This is a genomic window from Dactylosporangium maewongense, assembly GCF_039531485.1.
GTDB classification, from domain to species: domain Bacteria; phylum Actinomycetota; class Actinomycetes; order Mycobacteriales; family Micromonosporaceae; genus Dactylosporangium; species Dactylosporangium maewongense.
Map to the genome: position 1 here is coordinate 223081 of NZ_BAAAQD010000017.1, position 19504 is coordinate 242584.

General features: G+C 71.9%; 21 protein-coding genes. 7 read left to right on the top strand and 14 right to left on the bottom strand.

The window, feature by feature from the left end; all coding sequences use genetic code 11:
• Window positions 1-109 precede the first annotated feature (109 nt).
• Window positions 110-661 (top strand): hypothetical protein, encoded by a 552-nt coding sequence (locus ABD332_RS37080; protein WP_344507625.1) that lies wholly within the window; start codon window positions 110-112, stop codon window positions 659-661.
• Between the two features lie 420 nt (window positions 662-1081).
• Here the strand turns inward: ABD332_RS37080 and ABD332_RS37085 are convergent, their stop codons facing one another.
• Entirely contained in the window at window positions 1082-1975 is an 894-nt protein-coding gene (locus ABD332_RS37085) for a DUF998 domain-containing protein (RefSeq protein WP_344507627.1), read from the bottom strand.
• Between the two features lie 167 nt (window positions 1976-2142).
• Between ABD332_RS37085 and ABD332_RS37090 the strand changes: the two genes are divergently transcribed.
• The 3 genes from ABD332_RS37090 to ABD332_RS37100 all read left to right on the top strand — a co-directional run bounded on the left by ABD332_RS37090 (window position 2143) and on the right by ABD332_RS37100 (window position 5022).
• The gene (locus ABD332_RS37090; RefSeq protein ID WP_344507629.1) at window positions 2143-2922 is read left to right on the top strand and encodes a hypothetical protein; all 780 of its coding nucleotides are present in this window, start codon (window positions 2143-2145) and stop codon (window positions 2920-2922) included.
• 48 nt (window positions 2923-2970) lie between these two features.
• Window positions 2971-3369: a VOC family protein gene (locus ABD332_RS37095; RefSeq protein ID WP_344507631.1), complete on the top strand. Its 399-nt coding sequence runs from the start codon at window positions 2971-2973 to the stop codon at window positions 3367-3369.
• A 66-nt stretch (window positions 3370-3435) separates the two neighbouring features.
• Window positions 3436-5022 (top strand): methyl-accepting chemotaxis protein, encoded by a 1587-nt coding sequence (locus ABD332_RS37100; RefSeq protein ID WP_344507633.1) that lies wholly within the window; start codon window positions 3436-3438, stop codon window positions 5020-5022.
• A 92-nt stretch (window positions 5023-5114) separates the two neighbouring features.
• Here ABD332_RS37100 and ABD332_RS37105 read toward each other — a convergent pair whose 3' ends face one another.
• The 4 genes from ABD332_RS37105 to ABD332_RS37120 all read right to left on the bottom strand — a co-directional run bounded on the left by ABD332_RS37105 (window position 5115) and on the right by ABD332_RS37120 (window position 8079).
• Window positions 5115-5891, bottom strand: a complete 777-nt coding sequence (locus tag ABD332_RS37105; protein ID WP_344507634.1) for a phosphotransferase family protein — start codon at window positions 5889-5891, stop codon at window positions 5115-5117.
• Window positions 5892-6000: 109 nt separating this feature from the next.
• A complete protein-coding gene (locus ABD332_RS37110) occupies window positions 6001-6543 on the bottom strand; it encodes a hypothetical protein (RefSeq protein WP_344507636.1) in 543 nt (180 codons plus the stop codon).
• A 7-nt stretch (window positions 6544-6550) separates the two neighbouring features.
• Complete coding sequence (locus tag ABD332_RS37115; protein ID WP_344507637.1) at window positions 6551-7117, bottom strand: dihydrofolate reductase family protein; 567 nt, start codon at window positions 7115-7117, stop codon at window positions 6551-6553.
• A 53-nt stretch (window positions 7118-7170) separates the two neighbouring features.
• The gene (locus ABD332_RS37120; RefSeq protein WP_344507639.1) at window positions 7171-8079 is read right to left on the bottom strand and encodes a sigma-70 family RNA polymerase sigma factor; all 909 of its coding nucleotides are present in this window, start codon (window positions 8077-8079) and stop codon (window positions 7171-7173) included.
• 42 nt (window positions 8080-8121) lie between these two features.
• Between ABD332_RS37120 and ABD332_RS37125 the strand changes: the two genes are divergently transcribed.
• Window positions 8122-8742, top strand: coding sequence for a histidine phosphatase family protein (locus ABD332_RS37125; protein ID WP_344507641.1), 621 nt, complete (start codon window positions 8122-8124; stop codon window positions 8740-8742).
• A 56-nt stretch (window positions 8743-8798) separates the two neighbouring features.
• On the opposite strand, the gene ABD332_RS37130 is transcribed toward ABD332_RS37125, so the two are convergent.
• The 3 genes from ABD332_RS37130 to ABD332_RS37140 form a co-directional block, all read right to left on the bottom strand.
• Window positions 8799-10238, bottom strand: a complete 1440-nt coding sequence (locus ABD332_RS37130) for an MATE family efflux transporter (RefSeq protein ID WP_344507643.1) — start codon at window positions 10236-10238, stop codon at window positions 8799-8801.
• Window positions 10239-10402: 164 nt separating this feature from the next.
• Window positions 10403-10843 (bottom strand): MarR family winged helix-turn-helix transcriptional regulator, encoded by a 441-nt coding sequence (locus ABD332_RS37135; RefSeq protein ID WP_344507645.1) that lies wholly within the window; start codon window positions 10841-10843, stop codon window positions 10403-10405.
• Window positions 10844-10887: 44 nt separating this feature from the next.
• Window positions 10888-11418, bottom strand: a complete 531-nt coding sequence (locus ABD332_RS37140) for a helix-turn-helix domain-containing protein (protein ID WP_344507647.1) — start codon at window positions 11416-11418, stop codon at window positions 10888-10890.
• A gap of 111 nt (window positions 11419-11529) precedes the next feature.
• On the opposite strand from ABD332_RS37140, the gene ABD332_RS37145 reads away from it, so the two are divergent.
• Window positions 11530-11712 (top strand): hypothetical protein, encoded by a 183-nt coding sequence (locus tag ABD332_RS37145; protein ID WP_344507649.1) that lies wholly within the window; start codon window positions 11530-11532, stop codon window positions 11710-11712.
• 49 nt (window positions 11713-11761) lie between these two features.
• On the opposite strand, the gene ABD332_RS37150 is transcribed toward ABD332_RS37145, so the two are convergent.
• The 3 genes from ABD332_RS37150 to ABD332_RS37160 all read right to left on the bottom strand — a co-directional run bounded on the left by ABD332_RS37150 (window position 11762) and on the right by ABD332_RS37160 (window position 16959).
• On the bottom strand, window positions 11762-13168 hold the full coding sequence (locus ABD332_RS37150; protein WP_344507651.1) for a glycoside hydrolase family 99 protein: 1407 nt from the start codon (window positions 13166-13168) through the stop codon (window positions 11762-11764).
• Between the two features lie 58 nt (window positions 13169-13226).
• On the bottom strand, window positions 13227-16358 hold the full coding sequence (locus ABD332_RS37155) for a glycosyl hydrolase family 95 catalytic domain-containing protein (protein ID WP_344507653.1): 3132 nt from the start codon (window positions 16356-16358) through the stop codon (window positions 13227-13229).
• Window positions 16359-16527: 169 nt separating this feature from the next.
• Window positions 16528-16959 carry a MarR family winged helix-turn-helix transcriptional regulator gene (locus ABD332_RS37160; RefSeq protein WP_344507655.1) on the bottom strand — a complete coding sequence of 144 codons (432 nt, stop codon included), beginning with the start codon at window positions 16957-16959 and terminating at the stop codon, window positions 16528-16530.
• 140 nt (window positions 16960-17099) lie between these two features.
• Between ABD332_RS37160 and ABD332_RS37165 the strand changes: the two genes are divergently transcribed.
• The gene (locus tag ABD332_RS37165; protein ID WP_344507657.1) at window positions 17100-17915 is read left to right on the top strand and encodes a Rossmann-fold NAD(P)-binding domain-containing protein; all 816 of its coding nucleotides are present in this window, start codon (window positions 17100-17102) and stop codon (window positions 17913-17915) included.
• A 61-nt stretch (window positions 17916-17976) separates the two neighbouring features.
• Here ABD332_RS37165 and ABD332_RS37170 read toward each other — a convergent pair whose 3' ends face one another.
• From ABD332_RS37170 to ABD332_RS37180, 3 genes are all read right to left on the bottom strand, one after another.
• Window positions 17977-18459, bottom strand: a complete 483-nt coding sequence (locus ABD332_RS37170) for an SRPBCC domain-containing protein (protein WP_344507659.1) — start codon at window positions 18457-18459, stop codon at window positions 17977-17979.
• Window positions 18456-18782, bottom strand: coding sequence for an ArsR/SmtB family transcription factor (locus tag ABD332_RS37175; RefSeq protein ID WP_344507661.1), 327 nt, complete (start codon window positions 18780-18782; stop codon window positions 18456-18458). Before ABD332_RS37175 ends, ABD332_RS37170 begins: the two co-directional genes overlap by 4 nt.
• 337 nt (window positions 18783-19119) lie before the next feature.
• Entirely contained in the window at window positions 19120-19485 is a 366-nt protein-coding gene (locus ABD332_RS37180; RefSeq protein WP_344507663.1) for a hypothetical protein, read from the bottom strand.
• Window positions 19486-19504 lie beyond the last annotated feature (19 nt).

Below are 19504 nucleotides of genomic sequence, written 5' to 3' on the forward strand. Positions count from 1 at the left end.
CGCCCGACGGATGCAGGGTTAACCCGGCAATGTTCCAGGGCCGGCCCCGATGCCTCCCGATGGTGGTGGCGGCCACGGTACGGGTACCCGCTTCTCTCAGGAGTCCGACATGACCGTACGCCCCGCCACGCCCGTCGACCGCGTGCTGACCGCGGCACTGTTCGTCGCCCCGGTGATCTACCTGATCGCCGACGTCCTGTACGCCGTCCGCGGCTGGGACGACCCCCTCGCCGCCGTCTTCCACGTGCTCGGCGCCACCGCGTACATCCTGCTCATGCTGCGGCTCGTCGCCCTTGGCCGCGGCGCCCTTGCGGCCGTCCTGCTCGTCGTCGGCGCGCTCGGCGCCGCCGGCAACGTCGCCTACGGGTTCAACACCATCCACGTCTCCCTCGGCGACACCGATCTCGTCGACGCGTCCGGCGTCGCCACCCTGATCAAGCCGCTCGGCCTGTTCTTCCCCCTCACCCTCCTGCTCGGCGCCGCCGTCCTGCGCCGCACCCAGCCACTGTGGACGGTCGTCCTGCTCGCCGTCGCGTCCCTCGCCTGGCCCGTCGCGCACATCGCCAACATCGGCTGGCTCGCCGTCGCCGTCAACGCCGCCCTCGTCGCCACCTTCGCCGCCGTCGCGCTCCATACCCCCGCCGAGCACGGTGAGGCCTGAAGCACCGCCGACGCGGTCGCGACTCAGCCACTGCTTCATGGGTGCCGTCCGGTGTACCGCGGCGGCAAAGGCGTTTGCGGCGGCTCGCTCGGTGCCCGAGCATTGATCCATGCGGGCGATGCAGCGACCTTGGACCAACGGAGAGCTACTGGTCATGGTGGCCGTGGGATGGGTCGTCGGTGCGGGTCTGCTGCTGCTCGCCTGGCGCAGCGACGTGGAGGACGAGCGGCTGCGCACGGCGCCGCAGTGCACGCGGGAGCAGGAGTTCACGCCGGCGAGATGCCTGGCCGAGCTCGACGGGACGCTGGCCTCGGTCACGACGAGCCTCGCGCAGGTGGATGTCGCCGGGCGCCATCTGACGATGAGCACCAACGTCAAGTACCCGCCGAACGCGGGCGACCGTCCCGTCCGGGTGACGTTCTACCGGGGCGAGCCCATCCGCATCGAGGCGGACCACGTGCGGATCGAGACGGACGAGCGTCCGGCGGACGACCGCTGGATCTGCGTGCTTCTCGCCGCGCTCACGGTGGTCGGCAGCACCGGGACCGCCCTCGGCGCGCTCGCCCGGAGGAGATCGCCGGACGCCGCCTGAGCGGCGCGCATGTCCGCACCCCGCAGCCGGGTGGTGCGGCGGCGCTTCGCCCCGCGGGCCGGGCGGGCCGGTGCCCGGGTGCCGGGCGGTGCGGGCATGGCGCGGGACCAGACTGCCAGGGTGGCGATCATCGCGGCGTCGAGGGCCACCACGGCGCGTTCGACCAGGCCGAGCGCGGTGCCGGTCGCGGCGACGTGGCCGCCGTGGAGCAGGAACGCGGCGGCGAACGGGGCCGTGCACAGGATGGTGGCGGCGGCGAGGACACCGACCGTCCGGGCGTAGGCGCGCCATCGCCGGGACCTCCGGAAGCGCCACCAGAGCAGTCCGCACAGGGCCGGCAGGCTGGCGAAGTTGACGGCGGCGCAGAGCTTGTGGACCGTGCCGTACCAGGTGCCGTCGGAGCCGAGCGGGTCCTTGAGGAACACGGTCAGGCCCAGCAGGCTCGCGCACCAGATGACCAGCAGCGCCGTCACGAGCCGGCCGCGGAGCACGCCCTGCCGGACCATCGCGGCGCCGAGCAGGGCGGTGGCGGCGTTCGCGCTCAGCAGCGCGATCGCATACGGCAGCCCGACGTCCACGGAACGCAGCGGATACTCCGACAGGGTCTCGTGGACCGGGTCGACACCGCCGGAGCCCGGCAGGCAGTGCAGGACGACCAGCACGCCGACGGCCGTCGCGCCCAGGACGAGCTGCCGCCGTCCGCTTCGTGATCCCCGCTGCACGGGTACCAGCAAACCCGGCCCCACCCGGCCGGCGCAGTCCAGGCAGCAGGCCGGTTCCGTCGGGGGTTTGCCCTACCTTGCGGCACCCTTCGGTGGATTGACAGCCGGCGCGACGGTCCCCACGCTGATCGAGCACAGTCTGTAGTCGCGTTCGGGGGTCGCGCCTGATGCCATACCGTCACCGGGCGTACATCGCCGTCGTCGTGCTGCTTGCCGCCGTCCTGGTGTGGGTGGCGCCGCGGACGTCCCAGGGAAGCGCCCGCGCCGACGTGCTGGACGTGCTGTTCGTCGGCAACAGCCTGCTCGGCTCGTTCACCACCGCCACCGGCGAGGACACGCCTGCGCTGGTCCGGCGGCTCGCTTCGTCCGCCGGCCGTACCGCCGCCGTCACCGAAGTGATCCACTCCGGCTACACGCTGCGGCAGACCTGGGACGGCGGCCTCGTCGCGCGGGCGCTCGGCGGCGGCAGGCGCTACGACGTCATCGTCCTGCAGGAGTACAGCACGCTCGTCGCCACGAACCTGCCCGCGGCGAAAGGCACCCTGCTCAGCCTGTACGCACCGACCTTCCGCCGCACCCTGAAGCCCGGCGGCCGGGTCGTGCTGTTCAAGAACTGGGCCCTGGTCGACCCCGCCCCGTTCCCGTCCCGCGCCGCGGCCAAGACGGCGATCGACACCAACTACGCGGCCCTGTCAGCCGCCCTGCCCACCCCGAACGTGGTGGCCCCGATCGCCGACGCGTTCGAGACACTGATCGCCACCCACGGCGCCCCGTTCCTCATCGACCCCGACGGCAAGCACCCCAACGACACCGCCCGCTACCTGGACGCCGTCACCCTCTACGGCATCGTCTTCCGCGACTCACCCCGCGACCTCGCCGACCTGTACCTGCCCGCCCCGGTCGCCGCCGAACTCCGCTCCGTCGCCGCCGCCGCGCTCGGCTACTGAGCCGCCACACTCCCCGACGCCGGCGCCGTGGGCGTGAGAAGGTGGGGTATGCCGTTGGGTGCGTACCCTGTCAGGACGTCGGTCGCCGTGTCGGACATCGAGCGGGCGGTGGCGTTCTACGAGGGCAGGCTGGGGCTGCGGGCGGTGTGGTCCGGGCCCAGTGCGCACATCGCGGGCGGCAGCCGGGTCTACGAGTCCGGGGGCGGGCCGGCGTTGAACGTGTACCAGTCGGCCACCGCCGGGCAGACGTCGGCGACCCTCGCCACCTGGTACGTCGACGACATCGACCAGGTCGTCGACGAGCTCGTCGCGGCCGGTGTCGAGCTCAGCCGCTACGAGCAGTACGAGCAGGACGCCAAGGGGATCACCGCGCGGGCCGGCGGCGGGAGGATCGCCTGGTTCCGGGACCCGGACGGCAACACCTTCGCCGTCGAGGCGGACGCCTGACCCTTCGCGCGGCAACGCTCAAGCCGGGCGCCGCGCGGCCGATTGGCGGGGCAAGGGGGTGTTGGGATGGTTCGGAACCTTCCGATCGCCGGGAAGCTGGCGTCGACGGTGGCCGTGGTGTGCGTGCTGCTCGTCGCGGTGGGGATGCTCGGGGTCAGCCAGCTCGGCGCCGCCCAGGACCGGCTGCGCGGCATGTACAGCGACAATCTGCAGGACATCGCCGACCTCGACGCCGTCGCGCTGCACTTCCTGATGGTGCAGAACCACGTCGCGAACCTGGCGATGGTCACCTCCGACGCCGACCGGCAGGCCGCGCTCGCCTCGATCGACGAGGCCAACGCCTCGCTGGACAAGGCGTGGGACGAGTTCAAGGTGCTGCCGGCGGCGGGTGACCCGGCCGACCACACCCGGTTCGAGGAGGCCCTCTCCGGCTACCGCGCGCTGCTCGAGCAGGAGGTGCTGCCGCTGGCGAAGGTCGCCGACGCGGACCTGGAGCAGCTCACCGCGCTGCGCAAGACGAAGGCCGACCCGCTCCTCGCGGCCGGCCAGCAGGCGCTGGACCGGCTCGACGCGGCCGTCGACGCCAAGGCCCGGGACACCCTCGCGACGTCGCAGCGCGCGTACGACCGCTCCCGGGCACTCATCGCCGGGATGATCGTGGCGGCGGTGCTGCTGGCCGCGGCCCTCGTGTGGGCCATCAGCCGGATGATCGCCAGGCCGTTGCGCGCCACGGTCGGCGTCCTGGAGTCGATGGCCGAGGGCGACCTCGGCGGCCGGCTCGACGTGGCCGGCCGGGACGAGGTCGGCCGGATGGGCGCCGCGCTCAACCGTGGCCTCGAGCGCCTCGGCGAGTCGCTGCGCGGGGTGGACGAGCTCGTCGGGCGGGTCTCCTCCGCGTCGGAGCGGCTCAGCCAGGCCGCCGGCGGCATGAGCGGCAGCGCCGAGCGGTCGGCGGTCGAGGCCCGGGCCGCGTCCCGCGAGACGGACCAGATCAGCCAGGACATCGGTTCGGTCGCCACGGGCTCCGAGGAGATCGGAGCCTCGATCCGGGAGATCGCCCGTAGCACCTCCGACGCGGCCGGGACCGCCGACCGGGCCGTCCGGGACGCCGCCGAGGCCGCGGGCGTGCTGCACCGCCTGGGCCAGTCGTCCGGGGAGATCGAGACCGTGGTCAAGCTCATCACGTCGATCGCGGAGCAGACCAACCTGCTCGCCCTGAACGCGACCATCGAGGCGGCGCGGGCCGGCGACGCGGGCAAGGGCTTCGCCGTCGTCGCCACCGAGGTGAAGGACCTGGCCCAGGAGACGGCCCGGGCCACCGAGGACATCGCCCAGCGGGTGGCGGCGATCCAGCGCGACTCGACCGCCGCGGTCACCGCCATCGAGCAGATCAGCGGCGTCATCACCACCATCCGCGACGCCCAGACGAGCATCGCGGCGGCGGTCGAGGAGCAGTCCGCGACGACGAACGAGATGAACCGCACGGTGAGCCAGGTCGCCGGCCGCGCCCACCAGATCAACGCCAACGTCACCAGCGTGGCCACCGTCGCCGACGAGACCACCGGCGTCGCCCAGGGCACGGCGGACACGGCCGCGGAGCTCAACGGCATCGCCGGCGACCTGCGCCGCACGGTGTCCGTGTTCAGGTATTGACCAACGTCACAGCAAGCCGATCCGCCGACCAGCGTCACAGCAAGCCACATCCGCTGACCAACGTCACAGCAAGCCGTATCCGCTGACCGGCGTCACAACTGGGCGATCGCGGCCTGGAGGAACGCGTCGCGTCGCGACGTCGCATGCGGGCTGTAGAGCGCCGTCGGCGTGTTGAGGGCGGCCACGGCGTCCCAGTACGGGACGTCGGCGGCGCGCGTCCCGTCGGCGCGTTCCCAGCCCTCCAGGACAAGCCGGGGCGCGTCGTCGTCGTACAGGATGGCGACCTGTTTGCGCAGCTCGCCGAGGTCGACGCCAGGAGAGCCGGCGCCGGCGGTCTTCCAGTCGATCAGCGCCCGCACCGCGGAACCCACGACGATCGTGTTGCCGGGCCAGACGTCGCCGTGGACGAAGACCGCCGGCCCACCGGGTGCCGGGAGCACCCGTACCACGGCATCGGCCCGCAGCAGCAGCGGCGTCGCCGGCATCCGGCCCGCCCGGCGGTCGGCCGCGAAGTCGTCGACCGCGATCGGCCGCGGCCGCAACGGCAGCCGCGGCAGCGGGTCCAGGGCGACGGCGTGCACCCGGGCGAGCGCGGCGCCCGCCGCCCGGAGCAGCTCGGCGGAGCACGCGGCGGGCCAGGTGCTCGTCCCGGCCACGACGGTCTCCAAGGTCCGCGGCGCGGGACCGTCCAGTGACGCCGCGAGCAGCCGGGGCGCCGGCAGGCCGTGCCGCTCCGCGACGGTCAGCGCCGCCGCGTTCGTCGCGATCTGCTCGGCGGTGATCCGGCTGCTCGGGCACCGCAGCACCAGCGCGGACGCCGGTGCCACATCGATCCACCAGGGGCTCTCGCCGCCGTGCAGCGACCGCACGGCCCGGATCGCCTGACGACCGTCCAGCTGCGCCTCGACCCAGGCGAGGAGTTCATTCCCGCACCGGACAACTCTGATCCGGCCGCGGGGAGCTGTCAACCTCGGCCGGTCAGACGCAGACCCAGCAGTACAGGCGCTCGCCGCGGCCGAGGGCCTCGCGCGCGAGGATCGCCAGCTCGCCCAGGAAGACCGTCAGCGGCTCCACGTCGTCGTCGCCGCCGAGCTCCTCCGTCCGCGCCCAGGCCGCGGCGGCCCGCGCCAGCTCGTCGGGGGAGCACCGGGCCAGGGCCTGCTGCAGCTCGTCGGTCACGGTCACCACCATCCGCTCGCCGTCGTCGGCCGACGCGATGTCGGCGCCGGCGCGCGGGCCTTCGACGATGTCGTCGTAGGCGACCCCGGTGATCAGCTCCTCCAGGGTCGCCAGGGTGACGATCGGGTCGAGGCCCTTCACCTCCAGGACCTGGAACCCGTGCTCGCCCCAGCGGACCCGCGGGGTCCGCAGCTCCTGGAGGGCGGCCATGTCCCCGGCGCGGACCCGGTCCATCAGCCCCGGCACGGCGGGCAGCGGACCGCCCGGGCCGGCGGGCAGGTCGAGGACCGTGGCCGCCCGCTCGTCCGACCCGGCGGCGAAGTAGTCGTACATGACGCCCATCGGGCGATCATGTCAAGGCGGTCCCCGGCCGGGCATACCGGGTGAGGACCGCGGCGCCGACCTGCTCGACCGACACGGTCTCCAGGTAGGTGGGCGGGCCGTCGGAGGGGAAGAGCCGCCGGCCGGTGCCGAGCACGGTCGGGAAGGTCAGCAGCCGGTACTCGTCGACCAGGTCCGCCGCCATCAGCGTGTGCACGACGCTCAGGCTCCCGGTGACGACGATGTCCCGCTGCTCCTGCTTGACGGCGGCGACGAGGTCGCCTTCCAGGACCCGCGAGTTGGGCCAGGCGGTGGTGTCTTCGAGGGTACTGGTGGCGACCAGCTTCGGCACGGCGTTCATCCGCTGGGAGAACGGGTCGTCGCGCTTGGGCCAGAGCGTGGAGAACAGCTGCCACGTGGTGCGGCCGAGCAGCATGACCCCGTCGTCCAGCAGCGGCCCGAGGCGGAACTTGTCGCCGGCGACGGACGCGGGGCCGTGCCGGAACGCCCAGCCGCCCGCCGGGGTGCCGCCGGACCCGTCCGGGTCGGACACGATTCCGTCGAGGGTGATGAACTCGATGACGATGACGCTCATGATGGTCCCTTCTGTCGGTGCTCACCCGTACATACCGGCGGCACCGGCGGAACTCATCGCACCTTCGGCAGATTGAACAATTCGAGCACGGCCGGGTCGGCGAACGTGACGTTGTGGGCGACCCGACCGTCGACGACGGTGAGGACCTGCAGCGTGTGCAGGTGGTGTACGCCGTCGGCCTGCGGCGCGTACGCGGCGACCGCCGGCTGGCCGTTGGCGGTCAGCGGCGTCATGACCCAGCCGGTGCCACGCATCTGGAAGACCCGCTCGATGAACCGCCCGTAGTTCCGGCGCCCGCGGTACCACAGCGGCACCGGCGGCATCTCCAGCACGGCGTCGTCGGTCAGCAGCCGCACCAGCGCGGACACGTCGGCGGCCTCGAACGCCCGGACGTACTGGTCGACGGCCCCGCGGACCTTGGCGTCGCCGGGTTCGGCGACCACGCCGGGGTCGCACGCGGCGACCGCCGCCCGGGCGCGCTGCAGGGCGCTGTTGACCGCCGGCACCGTGGTGTCCAGCTGCTCGGCGACCTCCGCGGCGCTGAACTGCAGGACTTCGCGGAGCACGAGCGCGGCCCGCTGGCGTGCCGACAGGGTCTGCATCGCCGCGATCAGCGCCAGCCGCAGGTCGGTGCGGGCGTCGGCGTCGAACCGCGCGTCGGGAAACGGCTGGAGCCACGGGATGTCGGTCGCGGGCGTGAGCGGCGCGCCGGGGTCGTCGCTCGGCGCGCCCAGCCCTGACGGCAGCGGCCGCCGCGCCCGCCCTTCGAGGGCGGTCAGGCACACGTTCGTGGCGATGCGGAACAGCCACGTCCGCACCGACGCGCGGTCGCTGTCGTACCGGTCGCGCGCGTTCCAGGCCCGCAGCAACGTCTCCTGCACCAGGTCCTCGGCGTCGTGGAACGACCCCAGCATCCGGTAGCAGTACGCGGTCAGCTCACCCCGGTGCAGGTCCAGTTCCACGCCGCCCATCCTGCCGCACGCGCCCGCTGCCATCATGACCGGATGGAAACGCGGCTGCTCTTCGTGCGACACGGCGAGTCGGTGCACAAGACGGCCGGGGTCGTCGGCGGGCCGAACGGCTGCCAGGGCCTGACGGAGGCCGGCCACGGGCAGGCCCGCCTCCTCGCGGAGCGCCTCCGCGAGGAGGTCGCCGGTCCGGTCGCCGTGTACTCGTCGGTGCTGCGCCGGGCCGTGGAGACGGCGGAGCCGATCGCCGCGGCGTTCGCCGCCGTCCCGGAGCAGCACTGCGGGCTGTGCACCTGGCATACGCCGTCCTACGCCGACGGCATGCCGATGCGCGAGTTCCACGCTGCGCACGGGGTGCCCGGCGGTGGCGTGTTCCGCCCGTCCCAGGAGGGCAACGAGACGTGGGCCGAGCTGATCGCCCGCACCGGCCGCGCGATCCTGGACATCGCGCACCTGCGCCGCGGCGGCACCGCGATCCTGGTCGGCCACGCCGAGACGGTGGAGAGCTCCTTCCACGCCCTCGCCGCCCGGCCGCTCGACCGGGCGTTCGACCTGGCGGTGGCGCCGGCGTCGGTCACCGAGTGGACGACCGGCGGCGACCCGACGGCCTGGCCCGCGCCCCGCTGGACGCTGCACCGCTGCAACGACGTCCGCTGACCTCACGTGGGCGCCGAGGGGCCCCGAGCCGGGAGCCCGGGGCCGCCTGACGATGCTCATGCCGCTTCGAGGGCCTGCTCGGCGCGCTCCGGGCTGCCCTCGGCGAGGCCGCGGTCGATGGCGCGGCGGGAGGCGAGCCACAGCACGACACCGGCGAGCAGGACGGTGACCTCGGTGACGGTGAGGGCCCAGATGATGCCGGGCAGGCCGAACCAGAGGTTGCCGAGCAGCACGACGGGCACGAAGAGGATGCCCTGCGTCATCGACATCACCGTCGCCGCGACGGCCCGGCCGGTCGCCTGGAACAGCGACGTGAGGAGGCCGGTGAAGCCGTTGGCGACCATGGCGACGAGCTGCGCGGTGAGGATCGTGAGGCCGGTGGTGAGGACCGAGCGGTCGGCCACGAACGCGGTGAACACCTGCTCGCGGAGCAGGAACACGATCGCCGAGAAGGTCACGGCGATGCCGCCGACGGTGATCGCGGAGCCGCGCAGCGCGGCGGTGAGACGCTGCCGGTCGCCCTTGCCGTAGGCGTACGCGAGCAGCGGCAGCACCCCGAGCGTCACACCCATGACGAGGAACTCCGGGACCTGCGCGATGCGGACCGCGACGCCCATCGCGGCGAGGGGACCGTCGCCGTAGGCGGCCGCGAGGTTGTTGAGCACCAGCGACGTGACGATCAGGAACGCGGACTGCAGCAGGGTGCCGACGCCCACCCCGAGGACCGGCGCCACGACGGTGCGGGCGAGCGTGAACCAGCGCGGTGCGATGCGCATGTGCTCGCTGTTGCGGTGCAGCCAGGTCGCGAAGTACGCGATGACGCCGACGTTGGCCAGGCCCATCGCCAGGGCCGCCCCGGCGACGCCCCAGTGCAGGACGAGGATGAACAGCACGTCGAAGGCGAGGTTCGCGACCGTGGACGCGATCAGGCCGGTCATCACCTGCCGAGCGGCGCCTTCCGCCCGCACGAGCTGCTCGAGGCACACGGCGGCGGCGAGGACGGGGACGAACGCGAGCATCACCCCGACGTAGGCCTTCGTCGCCGGGACGGCCGCGGCGTCCGCGCCGAGCAGCGACACGAGCGGGTCCAGCAGGGCCAGGCCGAGCCCGCCGGACACGGCGCCGACGATGACGGAGCCCCAGACCGAGAACGACGCGACGTGCCGGATCCCGCCGGCCTTCGCGGGGTCGTGCTCGGCGGCGCCGAGCAGCCGGGAGACGAGGGCGCCGCCGCCGACGCCGAACACGTTGCCGACCGCCATGACCAGGCCGAGGATCGGTGCGCCGTACGTGAGCGCGGCCAGCAGTGCGGTGTCGTGGAGCATGCCGATGAAGCCGGCGTTGACGAGGTTGTAGACGGCGGTGACGATCATCGCGGCGGCCATCGGCACGCACAGGTGCACGAGGGCGCGGACGATCGGCGCGGTCGACAGGTACCAGCGGTTGGTGCCGGCGGCGTCGGTGGCCACCGGGGATTCGAGGGTCGCGCTGCTCATGGGACCGCTCCTTTCCGGGCAGGCTTGAGCACGCGCCGGCGTCCGCCGGCACGGTGACAGGTTTGTGGGCACGCCGACGGAACCGCCGGCGCGGTGCGGGTTGATCCGCGCGCCGACGGAGCCGTCGACGCGGGTGAGGGGTTGCTGGGTGGCCTACGGCCTGGTCACGACCGCGTGGGTTGCGGCAGCTCCGAGGTGATCTTCGTGAGCAGGGCGTGCAGGGTGGCCCGCTCCGCCTGGTCCAGCGGCGCGAGGATCGTCGCCTCGGCCGCGGCCATCGCGGTGTCGAACCCGGAGATCAGCTCGGCGCCCGCCGCGGTGGCGTAGACGCGCTTGCTGCGCTCGTTGCCGGGCTCCGTCCGGCGCTCGACCAGCTCCCGGCGCTCGAGCCCCTGGAGGAGACTCGTGACGCTCGCGGCACTGGTACGGGTGATCTCGGCGATGTCACGCTGGATCGCGCCGGGGTGCTGGACCAGGTAGCCGAGCACGAAGCTCTGCTCGTGGCTGAGCTCGCGGGCCCGGATCCAGTCCTCGCCGGCCTTCCGCTGCGCCCAACCGATCCAGCGGAGCAGGTCGAGGGTCGTGGTGAGCTCCGGCGCGTCCATGATGAGAACTCTAAAAGTTAGAGGTCTAACAGTCAAGGCTCGAACTAAGCGGGCGGCAGGATGCCGCGGGCCATGGCGGTGGTGACCGCCGCGGTGCGGTCCTTCACGCCCAGCTTGTCGAAGATGCGCATGACGTGGCTCTTTACCAGGGCGGCGAGCACCCCGCTGAGCGCGACGACGATCCCGGCCGTCCCGGCGACCGCGTGCCGGGTCGGCAGCATCGCCCACACGTGCGGGAACAGCACGGCCAGCAGCGCCCCGGCCGGGGGCGCCGCCGCGAACGCCGCGGTGGCGAGGCCGCCCGCCACCGCCACGTAGCGCCAGCCGCCGGTGGAGCGGGGCAGCCGCAACCGCTTCGCCCCGACCGCCGCGTACCAGCCGGCGAGGGCCGCGAGCAGCGCCACGCCGAGCACCCGCCGCCCGGCCCCGAGCTCACCGTCGACCGCCACCAGCCCGGCGGCGAGCACGTCCAGCAGCGCGAACGCCGCGTGCCACCGCCCGGCGAGCCGGTACCACTCGTGCTGCCCCGGATCGACGCCGCCCATTGCGGCCGCCGGGGGATGGACGGCGATCATCCGGACAGCATCCCGCACCACGGAGGTCGCCCGCATCCAACTGTCGTCGGAGTCGCGGTGCCCTCGACCGGTGGCAGCGCGGCGGCGGCCGGCTCGTTCACGATCACGGGTATGAATCCCCGGATGTCGATGAACATCATGCTGGTCCTGTCCGTTTGCTACGGCGCCGCGATCGCGATCCTCGCGTTCCTCGACTCCGGCGGCCTGGCCACGTTCGCCGTCGTCGGCGCCATCGTGCTCGGCGTGCTGTGGACGGCCCGCGGTTTCCTCACCCGGTCGGGGCGCACCGGCTGAAGGCCGGGCAGGGGCCCGCGCGGCCGGCGCGGGCCCCTGCCGGTGACGGTCAGGGCGTGACGAGGTCGAACCTCTCCCACTGCCCGATCGCGGTGCGGTTGGCGATCAGCGCGGCCGCCCCCGCGTTCTCCGCGCACACGTAGCGGCCGTTGACGTTCGCCCGCAGGCTGAACGAGCCGTCGCCGTTGTTGAGCAGCTGGAACGACTCCCATGCGCCCGCCGTCGCCCGGTTCGCGACCAGCGGCGCGGCGCCCGCGTTCTCGGCGCAGACGAACAGGCCGTTCCTGGCCCGCAGCGCGACGTTGCCACCGCCGAGCGGGACCTGCTCGAACGGCTCCCACGCCGTCGCGCTCGCGATCAGCGTCCCGGTGGCCGCGGTGACGAACCGGCCGTTCGCCCTTGCACGCAGGCCGATGCCGCCACCCGTACCGGGGACGAAACGATCGACCCAGTACTTGGTACGGGTCAGGTACGCCGTCTCCGCCGCGGTGCCGGTGAGACCGTACGCACCCGAGTAGGTGAGGTACCCGTACCCCGACGGCGGGTTCGACGACGCGGGTTCGATCGACGACCCCTCGTGCCACTCGTTGAACGACGTGATCGACACCCACGACGGCGCGCCGCCCTGGGTGAGGGCGTTGTTCCAGGCCCGGTCGTAGGCGGCGCCGTTGTCGCGGCCCAGCGTCGGCGTCGTGTTGCCCGGCACGGCCCGGTCGTCGATGTAGCCGGGCGCGACCGACGGCGCCCACACCAGGCCGTTCGCGCGGCAGTACGCGTTCGCGTTCGCCCACCCCGGCGCGGTCGCCGCGGCGATCCCGTCGTAGGTGTACATCCCGCCGAAGTGCGCGACCTTGCTCGTGTCGGTCGTCTGCGCGAGGACGATCGAGGAGCCCCGCACCTGGTCCAGCGCGGTCCAGTCGGCGATGCGCAGGCTCTCGAACACGTAGTACGCGCCGCGGTTGCCGTGTGCCGTGTCGCGGTAGAACGCGGCGTGCGACCCGTACCGGGCGATGATGAAGTTGATGTCGGCGACGGTCGACGCGGCGGTCCGGCCGGAGTACGGCTCCAGGTGCCAGGCGACCTTCAGCCCGTTCCTGGCGGCGGCGTCGAGGATCAGCGGCACCAGGTTGTCCTCGTAGGAGCCCTGCCCCCACCAGCTGGTCACGACGACGCCGATGCCGGCGGCCGCGATCCACGCCATGTGCTGCTCGACGACGGCGGCGTCCCCGGAGTTGTACGCGCCGCGCACCGGGTAGTAGTTCGCGCCGAGATCCTGCGGCGGCGTGTGCCCGCCCTGGTCCCAGTGCCGGTAGGTCCCGTACCACGGGTAGTAGAAGACGTGCACGTTGGGCGCGGGCCCGGCGGCGGCCGAGGCGCCGCGCGGGGCGAGCGGAAGCACGGAGAGGCCCAGCGCCGTGGCGGAGGCGCCGAGCAACCCGCGTCGGGTCAGATGCATGCAGTTGTGTCCCTTCCGGGGAAGCGGGGCGGGCTGGCGGGCCCGCCCCGCTGCGGGGTCAGGAGAGCAGGAACTTCTCCCACGGACCGATCGCGTCACGGTTGGCGATGAGAGCGGCGGCACCGGCGTTCTCCGCGACGACGTACTTGTTGTTGACGGTCGCCTGCAGGCTGACGGTGCCGTCGGCGTTGCGGATCAGGCGGAACGTCTCCCACGAACCGGCCGTGGCACGGTTCGCGACGAGCGGGTTGGCGCCCGCGTTTTCCGCGCACACGAACTGGCCGTTGACCTTCGCCTTCAGCGCGACGTTGCCGCCGCCGAGGTCGACGACCTCGAACTGCTGCGCCGTCCCGACCGTCGTCGAGTTCGCGATCAACGGGCTGGAACCGGCGGTCACGTAGCGGCTGTTGACCTGCGCCATCAGCGACTGCCCACCGGCCGGCGGCGTACCGCCGGTGATGATCCGCAGGGCGTCGATCATGCCGACCGACGTCGTCTTGTTCACGACGCGGATGGTGTGGGTGCCGTTCGTCAGACCGGTCTTGCTGTACACCACCTGCTGCGCCTGGCGGGCGCCGGCGACGTACAGGTTGACGTTCGTCTGGAGCGTGCCGTCGATGTAGACGTCCATGTTGCCCATGTCGCTGAACCGCTCCGACAGCAGCTCGACGCCCGTGCCCGTGAACGTGTAGCTGGCGGCGGCGCCGACGGTCGTCGAGTGGTGCGTGTCGTCGTTGTAGTCGCCGTACCCGCGGCCGGTCGTGAGGTGCCAGTTCGCGTCGTAGGTCAGCGCCGTGTTGTTGACGAGGCCGGGGGTGCCGGCGCCGCCCGTGCCGAGCGTGGACGCGGTGCCCGACAGCGCCTTGACCCCGTTGTTGGCGGTGCCCGACAGCGACGTCGAGCTGTAGGAGGTCAGCGGCTTCGCGGTCCGCTCGACGATGTACACGGTGTTGGCGGCGGTACCGAAGGTGACCTCGCCGGACGTCGTGGTCGCGAGGACCGCGTTGTCGGAGGCGCGCCGCACCCGGATCTCGGCGGTGCCCCACGGGTTCACCACCCGGGCCTGCTTGCCGTAGAGGCTCTTCAGGCCGACGTACTTCGTCTCGTTGCCCTCCCGCTCCGAGCTGACCAGGAACCCGTCCTTCGCCAGCAGCGTGAACCTGCCGACGAAGTTCGTGTCGTTCGGCGCCGCGGGGAACACCCGGATCTTGTCGTTGTACGACTGCAGCAGCGTCTCGTTCATCGCCGCGAGGTGCACGCCGAGGTACTCGAACACGCCGTTGGTGTTGTTGGTCATGCCGTTGGGGTAGTTCTGGTAGCGCTGCAGCATCAGCTTCATGCCCTGCAGCGCCTGGTCGCCGAGGCCGAGCCGGGCGGCCTGCACCGCGTCGTTGGCCCACACGTTGCTGTACGGGTTCGGCCGCGTGTTCCAGCTGTTGAGCGCGGTCTGGAAGTCGGGCGCGCCGATGCCGGTCAGGTCGTAGGGCCAGATCAGCTCCGACGTGACGTTCTCACCGTTGCGCTGCTGCGCGGGTGCCGGCGGGTCGTGCGGCAGCCACGCGCCGTTGCTGGTCTTGTACGGCTCGATGCGGTCCAGCACGTTCTGCCAGCCTGCCCGCAGCCCCGCGTCGAGGCCGAGCTGGTTGCTGACCTGGATCGTGAGCGGGAAGATCAGCCGTACCGCGGCCAGGTCCGTGATCGCGTTCTTCACGTCCCAGTACGTCTCGTGCGCGTTGGACGTCGCCATGTAGTAGCGGCCGGTGCCGGAGTCGTAGCTCAGCTTCGACTGGTAGAACTTCACCACCTCCCGCATGTACGGGTAGGCGGTGTTCTGCAGGTAGCCGGTGTCGTTGGTGTACCGGTACTGCAGGTACATGTTGTAGGCGGCCTCGGTGCCGGTGGAGTAGATGTCGTTGACGTAGTCGCTGTTGATGGTGCCGCGCGCGTTGCCGTCCCAGCCCATCGTCTCCGGCACCCACAGCCCGTCGATCGCGTACCTGGTCTGCGTGTAGGCCTTCAACGCGGCGAGGTTCCGGCTGTACAGGCGGTTCTCGGTGGCGAACAGGTCGGCGTGGTTCGAGGCGAGGAACGAGTTGTAGACGTCCCGCTGGTTCCAGAACCAGTACCCGTTGCTCCACTTGGTGCGGTCCTCGGTCGCCCGGAACACGCCGTTGATGAAGTGCATCGGGTAGTTGCCGTACCCACCGGCGGCGATCATGTACGTCGACAGGTAGTACACGTTCTCCAGGTAGTCGCCCGTACCCGCCGCGCCGGAGTACTGGACGAACGACTTCGCCCAGAACGCGTGCCACCAGTCGAGGTAGTTGTTCAGGTTGGTGAGGTACCCCGTGCTCTTGGCCGCGGCGAGCTGGTTGCGCGCCTGCGTGACGGAGTTGGCGCCGGGGGAGTTGACCCGGCTCGCCGCGGTGAACCAGATCGTGTAGTTCGCCGTCGGCGTGATGTTCAGCCGTACCCGCGTGCCGTTGACGACCTGCGTCGTGTACGCGGCGCCCTCGACCGTCGCCGCGAGGGTGTAGCCGAAGTTGTTCGGGTCGTTCTGGCCGCGGCTGAACCCGGCGGCCGTCGCGTCGGCGAACGTGCTCACCTGCTTCCACGTGTCCAGGTTCGGCACGTCGGCGCTGTTGGTGACGCTCGCCGGGTCCCACATGCTCAGGTCGAGGGTGGTCGTGCCGAGCCCGGTGCGGCCGTCCTCGACGTGCACGCCCATCACCTCGGACCCGGGCACGCCGATGATCGTGACGGTGCGGTTGTTGTCGTACTTCGTGGTCAGCGTGCCGTCGTACAGCGACAACCGCTGCTGATACGAGCTCGAACCGGCGTCGAGGGCCGGGCTGGTGTTGAGGTTCACCAGGCCCGCCGCGAACGCCGACTGCGGCGACAGGTCCACGCCGGAGACCTGCATCGTGAGCCCGTTGGCGTTCCAGACCATCGCGCCGGTCTTGCCGTTGCCGACGGTGAGCCCGTACAGCGGGTTGGTCTGGGGGCTGTTGTAGACGATGTCGTGCTTGCTCAGGTACGAGCCGTAGTTCACGTCGAGCGCGCCGGTGCCGGGGTTGAACACCTCGTCGGTGGTCGACGCCGTCGCGCTCTGTCCATGGATCATGGTGATGAACGTGCCCATCAAGGCGGTGGCGGCCGCCAGCAGGGCGAGTCGGCGGGGCTTGCCCACAGGAACTCTCCTTCGCATACGTGGAGCGGGAGCCTCGCGCCGTCGAGTCTCGTGTGACAAGCAGTTAACATTGGACGTCTGTCTTCGTCAATGCCTGCCTGGTCTCTACTTCGTCCGAGACTATCCGTGATCTACGGCTTCCCGCTGCCAGATACGTAGGATGACTCCTTCAGTCCGTGGTGCCGAGGGCCTTGCGGAGCAGGGCGGTGAGGCGGTCCTGCTCCTCGGGGCTCAGGTTGGCGATCGCCGCGCGGGCGAAGGCGAACGACTCCTCGAAGCCGGCGTAGAGCGCGTCGCCGTCAGGGGTCCGGACGATCTGCCGGGAGCGGCGGTCGCTCGGGTGGGTCCGGCGCTGGACGAGCGCGCGGCCCTCGAGGCGGGCGATGATCTGGGTGACGTTCGACGCGTCGCACCCGAGCTCGTCGGCCAGCTCACGCATGCCGCGGGGGTCGGCGAGCCGGCCGAGGACGCAGGCCTGCGCCACGCTCAGGCCGTGCTTCGTCGCGGCGGTCTCGTAGGCGCGGTCATACGCGTCGACGAACTGGAACATCGCCCGCTCGGCGTCGGTCGACGCGGTCACCGGGCCCGACGGAACGGCCACGGGATCAGTCTACCAAAAAGCTTGATTGCCTCAAGTTCTCGTGCTTACGATGATGCTTGATTGCATCAAGTATCTACGTCGGAGGCAGGCATGGGCGTGGCAGCACGGGAGTGGCACCTGGCACGGCTGGAGGGGGCGCGATGAGCCGCACGGTGCTGGTGACCGGCGCCAGGGGCAAGACCGGGCGGGAGGTGGTCGCCCGGCTGCGGCGGCGGCCCGGGCTGGTCGTCCGGGAAGGGTCGTCGCAGCCGGGCGCGGCGGTCCCGTTCTCCTGGGACGATCCGGGCACCTGGCCGGACGCCGTGAAGGACGTGGACGCGGTGTACCTGATGCGGCCGGACGTGCCGGAGGCGCCCGAGCACGTGGCCGGGCTCGTCGACCTCAACCCCGCCGCCCATGTCGTGCTGCTGTCGGAGCAGGGCGCCGGCTCGCTGGCCGCCGGACACTGGGCCCGGCGGGTCGAGGACGCCGTCACCGGCCGCGCCGCCGGCTGGACCGTGCTGCGGCCCTCCTGGTTCCACCAGGTCCTGACCGACCCGCGCTTCTACCGCGACGACATCCGCGCCGGCCGGGTGTTTCGGCTGCCGTCCGGCGGCGCGCCGATCGCCTGGGTCGACGCGCGGGACATCGCGGCGGTCGCTGTCGCCGTCCTGCTGTCGCCGCTCGACCACCACGGGCGGGAGTACACGATCACCGGTCCCGCCGCGTTGCCGGTACGGGCGGTCGCGGCCGAACTGTCCGCACACCTCGGCGTGGCCGTCCGCGCCGACGACCCGCCGGCCGAGCAGGGCCTCGAGGGCCTGGACCCGTGGCTGCGGGACATCCTCGCCGACCTCTACGACCGCGTCCGGGCGGGCGGCTTCGCCCCGCTGTCGCCCGACGTCGAACGCATCACCGGACGACGCCCGACCTCGATGGGCGAGTTCATCGCCGCGCACCTGGAGGAGTGGCGCTGACCCTGGCTGGCATGGGCCTGCGGTGACGGCCGGCGCCCCCGTGGCACCGGCCGTCGCGGTGTCAGTCCGTCATGGCGACGCCGGTCTCCAGCAGCGACTTCAGGTCGCTGAGGATCCACGGCCAGCCGCCGCCCGCGCCCACGTCCTCCAGCTCGCCGGCGAGCATCTCCGCCAGACCCGCCTCGTCGCCGATCTCGTGCGTGACGGTCAGCGAGGTAACGCCGTCCTTGCCTTCCTTCAGCTCGTACGTGAGGCGGGTGAAGCCCTCCGGCACGTGGTTCGGGTCCATCAGCATCCTCCACGTCTGCACGAGCCGGAACGGCGCTTCCACCTCGACGATCTCGCCGTCGACGCCGAGCTCCGGCGCACCCGCGGCGATCATGCCCTCGTTCGACATCCCCCGGAACGCACCGCCCGGGCGCAGCTCCATGTGGTTGGCGCCGCGGTACCCGTACCGCGACGTCCACTCCGGCGTGGTGATCGCGTCCCAGATCTTCTGCGGGCTCGCCTTGATGTAGACCTTGTATACCTGCGTGCTGCTCATGGTTCGTCGTCCCCTTCGAGGTCGGTCTTCAGCTCCAGCAGTGCAGTCACGTGGTGCTCGGTGTACTTGTCGATCCACCGGTCGTGCACCTGGCGGATCGGGATCGGGTTGAGGAAGTGCAACTTCTCCCTCCCCATCCGGCGGGTCACGACCAGGTCCGCCTCTTCGAGCACCTTCAAGTGCTTCATGACCCCGAAGCGTGACATCTCCAGCTCCGACTCCAGCTCCGTCAGCGTGCGGCCGTCACGCTCAAAGAGCAGGTCAAGCAGGAACCGTCGGCTCGGGTCCGCGAGGGCCTTGAAGACGCGGTCGTCGTCATCCACTACTCGAAGTTATGTGACCCAAAGGTCACATGTCAAGTCCGGCGGGCAGACTCCCATCGCTGGGTGAGTCCGGCGCCGGCGCCGTGGTACCGCCCGGGTGAGACCGCGGGAATCGCCGGGTGAGCGGGATGGGAGATTCGGCGATGCCGTTCGCCGAGGCCGTTCTTCCTGCGATTTCGGCGGCCGGCCGCTCCTATGCTGGCGCGGTGTCCGTGAATGCCCCGGCCGACGTCACCACCACCGCTGACGTTTCAGCACCTGTCTTCGTAGATTCCACGGGCCGACGTGGACGGCGGATCCGACTCTTCTTCCACCTGGGCGGCGTGGCGGCACTGGTCTACGCGGCCCTGGTACTGGTCGCCGCGTTCCTGCTCACCGGCCCGCTGGACCTGTTGTCGTTCCCGGCGCCGGGAACGTCCGCGTCCGCGACGCCGCCGGCCAGGAAGAGCACGCCCGCGCCCGGCCAGCCCGTCAAGCGGCCCACCGGCGCCGGGACCGCCCGCAGCAGCTCCGCGCCCGCCTCGGCGAGCGCGTCCGTCCGGCCGAGCGGCTCCGTGTCCAGCGCCCCACCGTCCGGGGCGACGACGAGCGGGGCGCCCTCCGCCTCACCGCCGGCCGCGTCGGGCACGCCGACCGCATCGACGGCGCCGACCACGTCGACCACACCGCAGCCGAGCGCCTCACCGAGCTCCACCCTCGGCATCGCCGTGGTCATCGGTGTG

What these genes read in the sequence shown, in the direction of transcription:
- ABD332_RS37150 (WP_344507651.1), bottom strand. Translation starts at nt 13,168, where the DNA reads ATGCATCTGACCCGACGCGGGTTGCTCGGCGCCTCCGCCACGGCGCTG.
- ABD332_RS37125 (WP_344507641.1), top strand. Translation starts at nt 8,122, where the DNA reads ATGGAAACGCGGCTGCTCTTCGTGCGACACGGCGAGTCGGTGCACAAG.
- ABD332_RS37115 (WP_344507637.1), bottom strand. Translation starts at nt 7,117, where the DNA reads ATGAGCGTCATCGTCATCGAGTTCATCACCCTCGACGGAATCGTGTCC.
- ABD332_RS37090 (WP_344507629.1), top strand. Translation starts at nt 2,143, where the DNA reads ATGCCATACCGTCACCGGGCGTACATCGCCGTCGTCGTGCTGCTTGCC.
- ABD332_RS37095 (WP_344507631.1), top strand. Translation starts at nt 2,971, where the DNA reads ATGCCGTTGGGTGCGTACCCTGTCAGGACGTCGGTCGCCGTGTCGGAC.
- ABD332_RS37170 (WP_344507659.1), bottom strand. Translation starts at nt 18,459, where the DNA reads ATGAGCAGCACGCAGGTATACAAGGTCTACATCAAGGCGAGCCCGCAG.
- ABD332_RS37165 (WP_344507657.1), top strand. Translation starts at nt 17,100, where the DNA reads ATGAGCCGCACGGTGCTGGTGACCGGCGCCAGGGGCAAGACCGGGCGG.
- ABD332_RS37180 (WP_344507663.1), bottom strand. Translation starts at nt 19,485, where the DNA reads ATGCCGAGGGTGGAGCTCGGTGAGGCGCTCGGCTGCGGTGTGGTCGAC.
- ABD332_RS37100 (WP_344507633.1), top strand. Translation starts at nt 3,436, where the DNA reads ATGGTTCGGAACCTTCCGATCGCCGGGAAGCTGGCGTCGACGGTGGCC.
- ABD332_RS37145 (WP_344507649.1), top strand. Translation starts at nt 11,530, where the DNA reads ATGAATCCCCGGATGTCGATGAACATCATGCTGGTCCTGTCCGTTTGC.
- ABD332_RS37110 (WP_344507636.1), bottom strand. Translation starts at nt 6,543, where the DNA reads ATGGGCGTCATGTACGACTACTTCGCCGCCGGGTCGGACGAGCGGGCG.
- ABD332_RS37130 (WP_344507643.1), bottom strand. Translation starts at nt 10,238, where the DNA reads ATGAGCAGCGCGACCCTCGAATCCCCGGTGGCCACCGACGCCGCCGGC.
- ABD332_RS37135 (WP_344507645.1), bottom strand. Translation starts at nt 10,843, where the DNA reads ATGGACGCGCCGGAGCTCACCACGACCCTCGACCTGCTCCGCTGGATC.
- ABD332_RS37140 (WP_344507647.1), bottom strand. Translation starts at nt 11,418, where the DNA reads ATGATCGCCGTCCATCCCCCGGCGGCCGCAATGGGCGGCGTCGATCCG.
- ABD332_RS37080 (WP_344507625.1), top strand. Translation starts at nt 110, where the DNA reads ATGACCGTACGCCCCGCCACGCCCGTCGACCGCGTGCTGACCGCGGCA.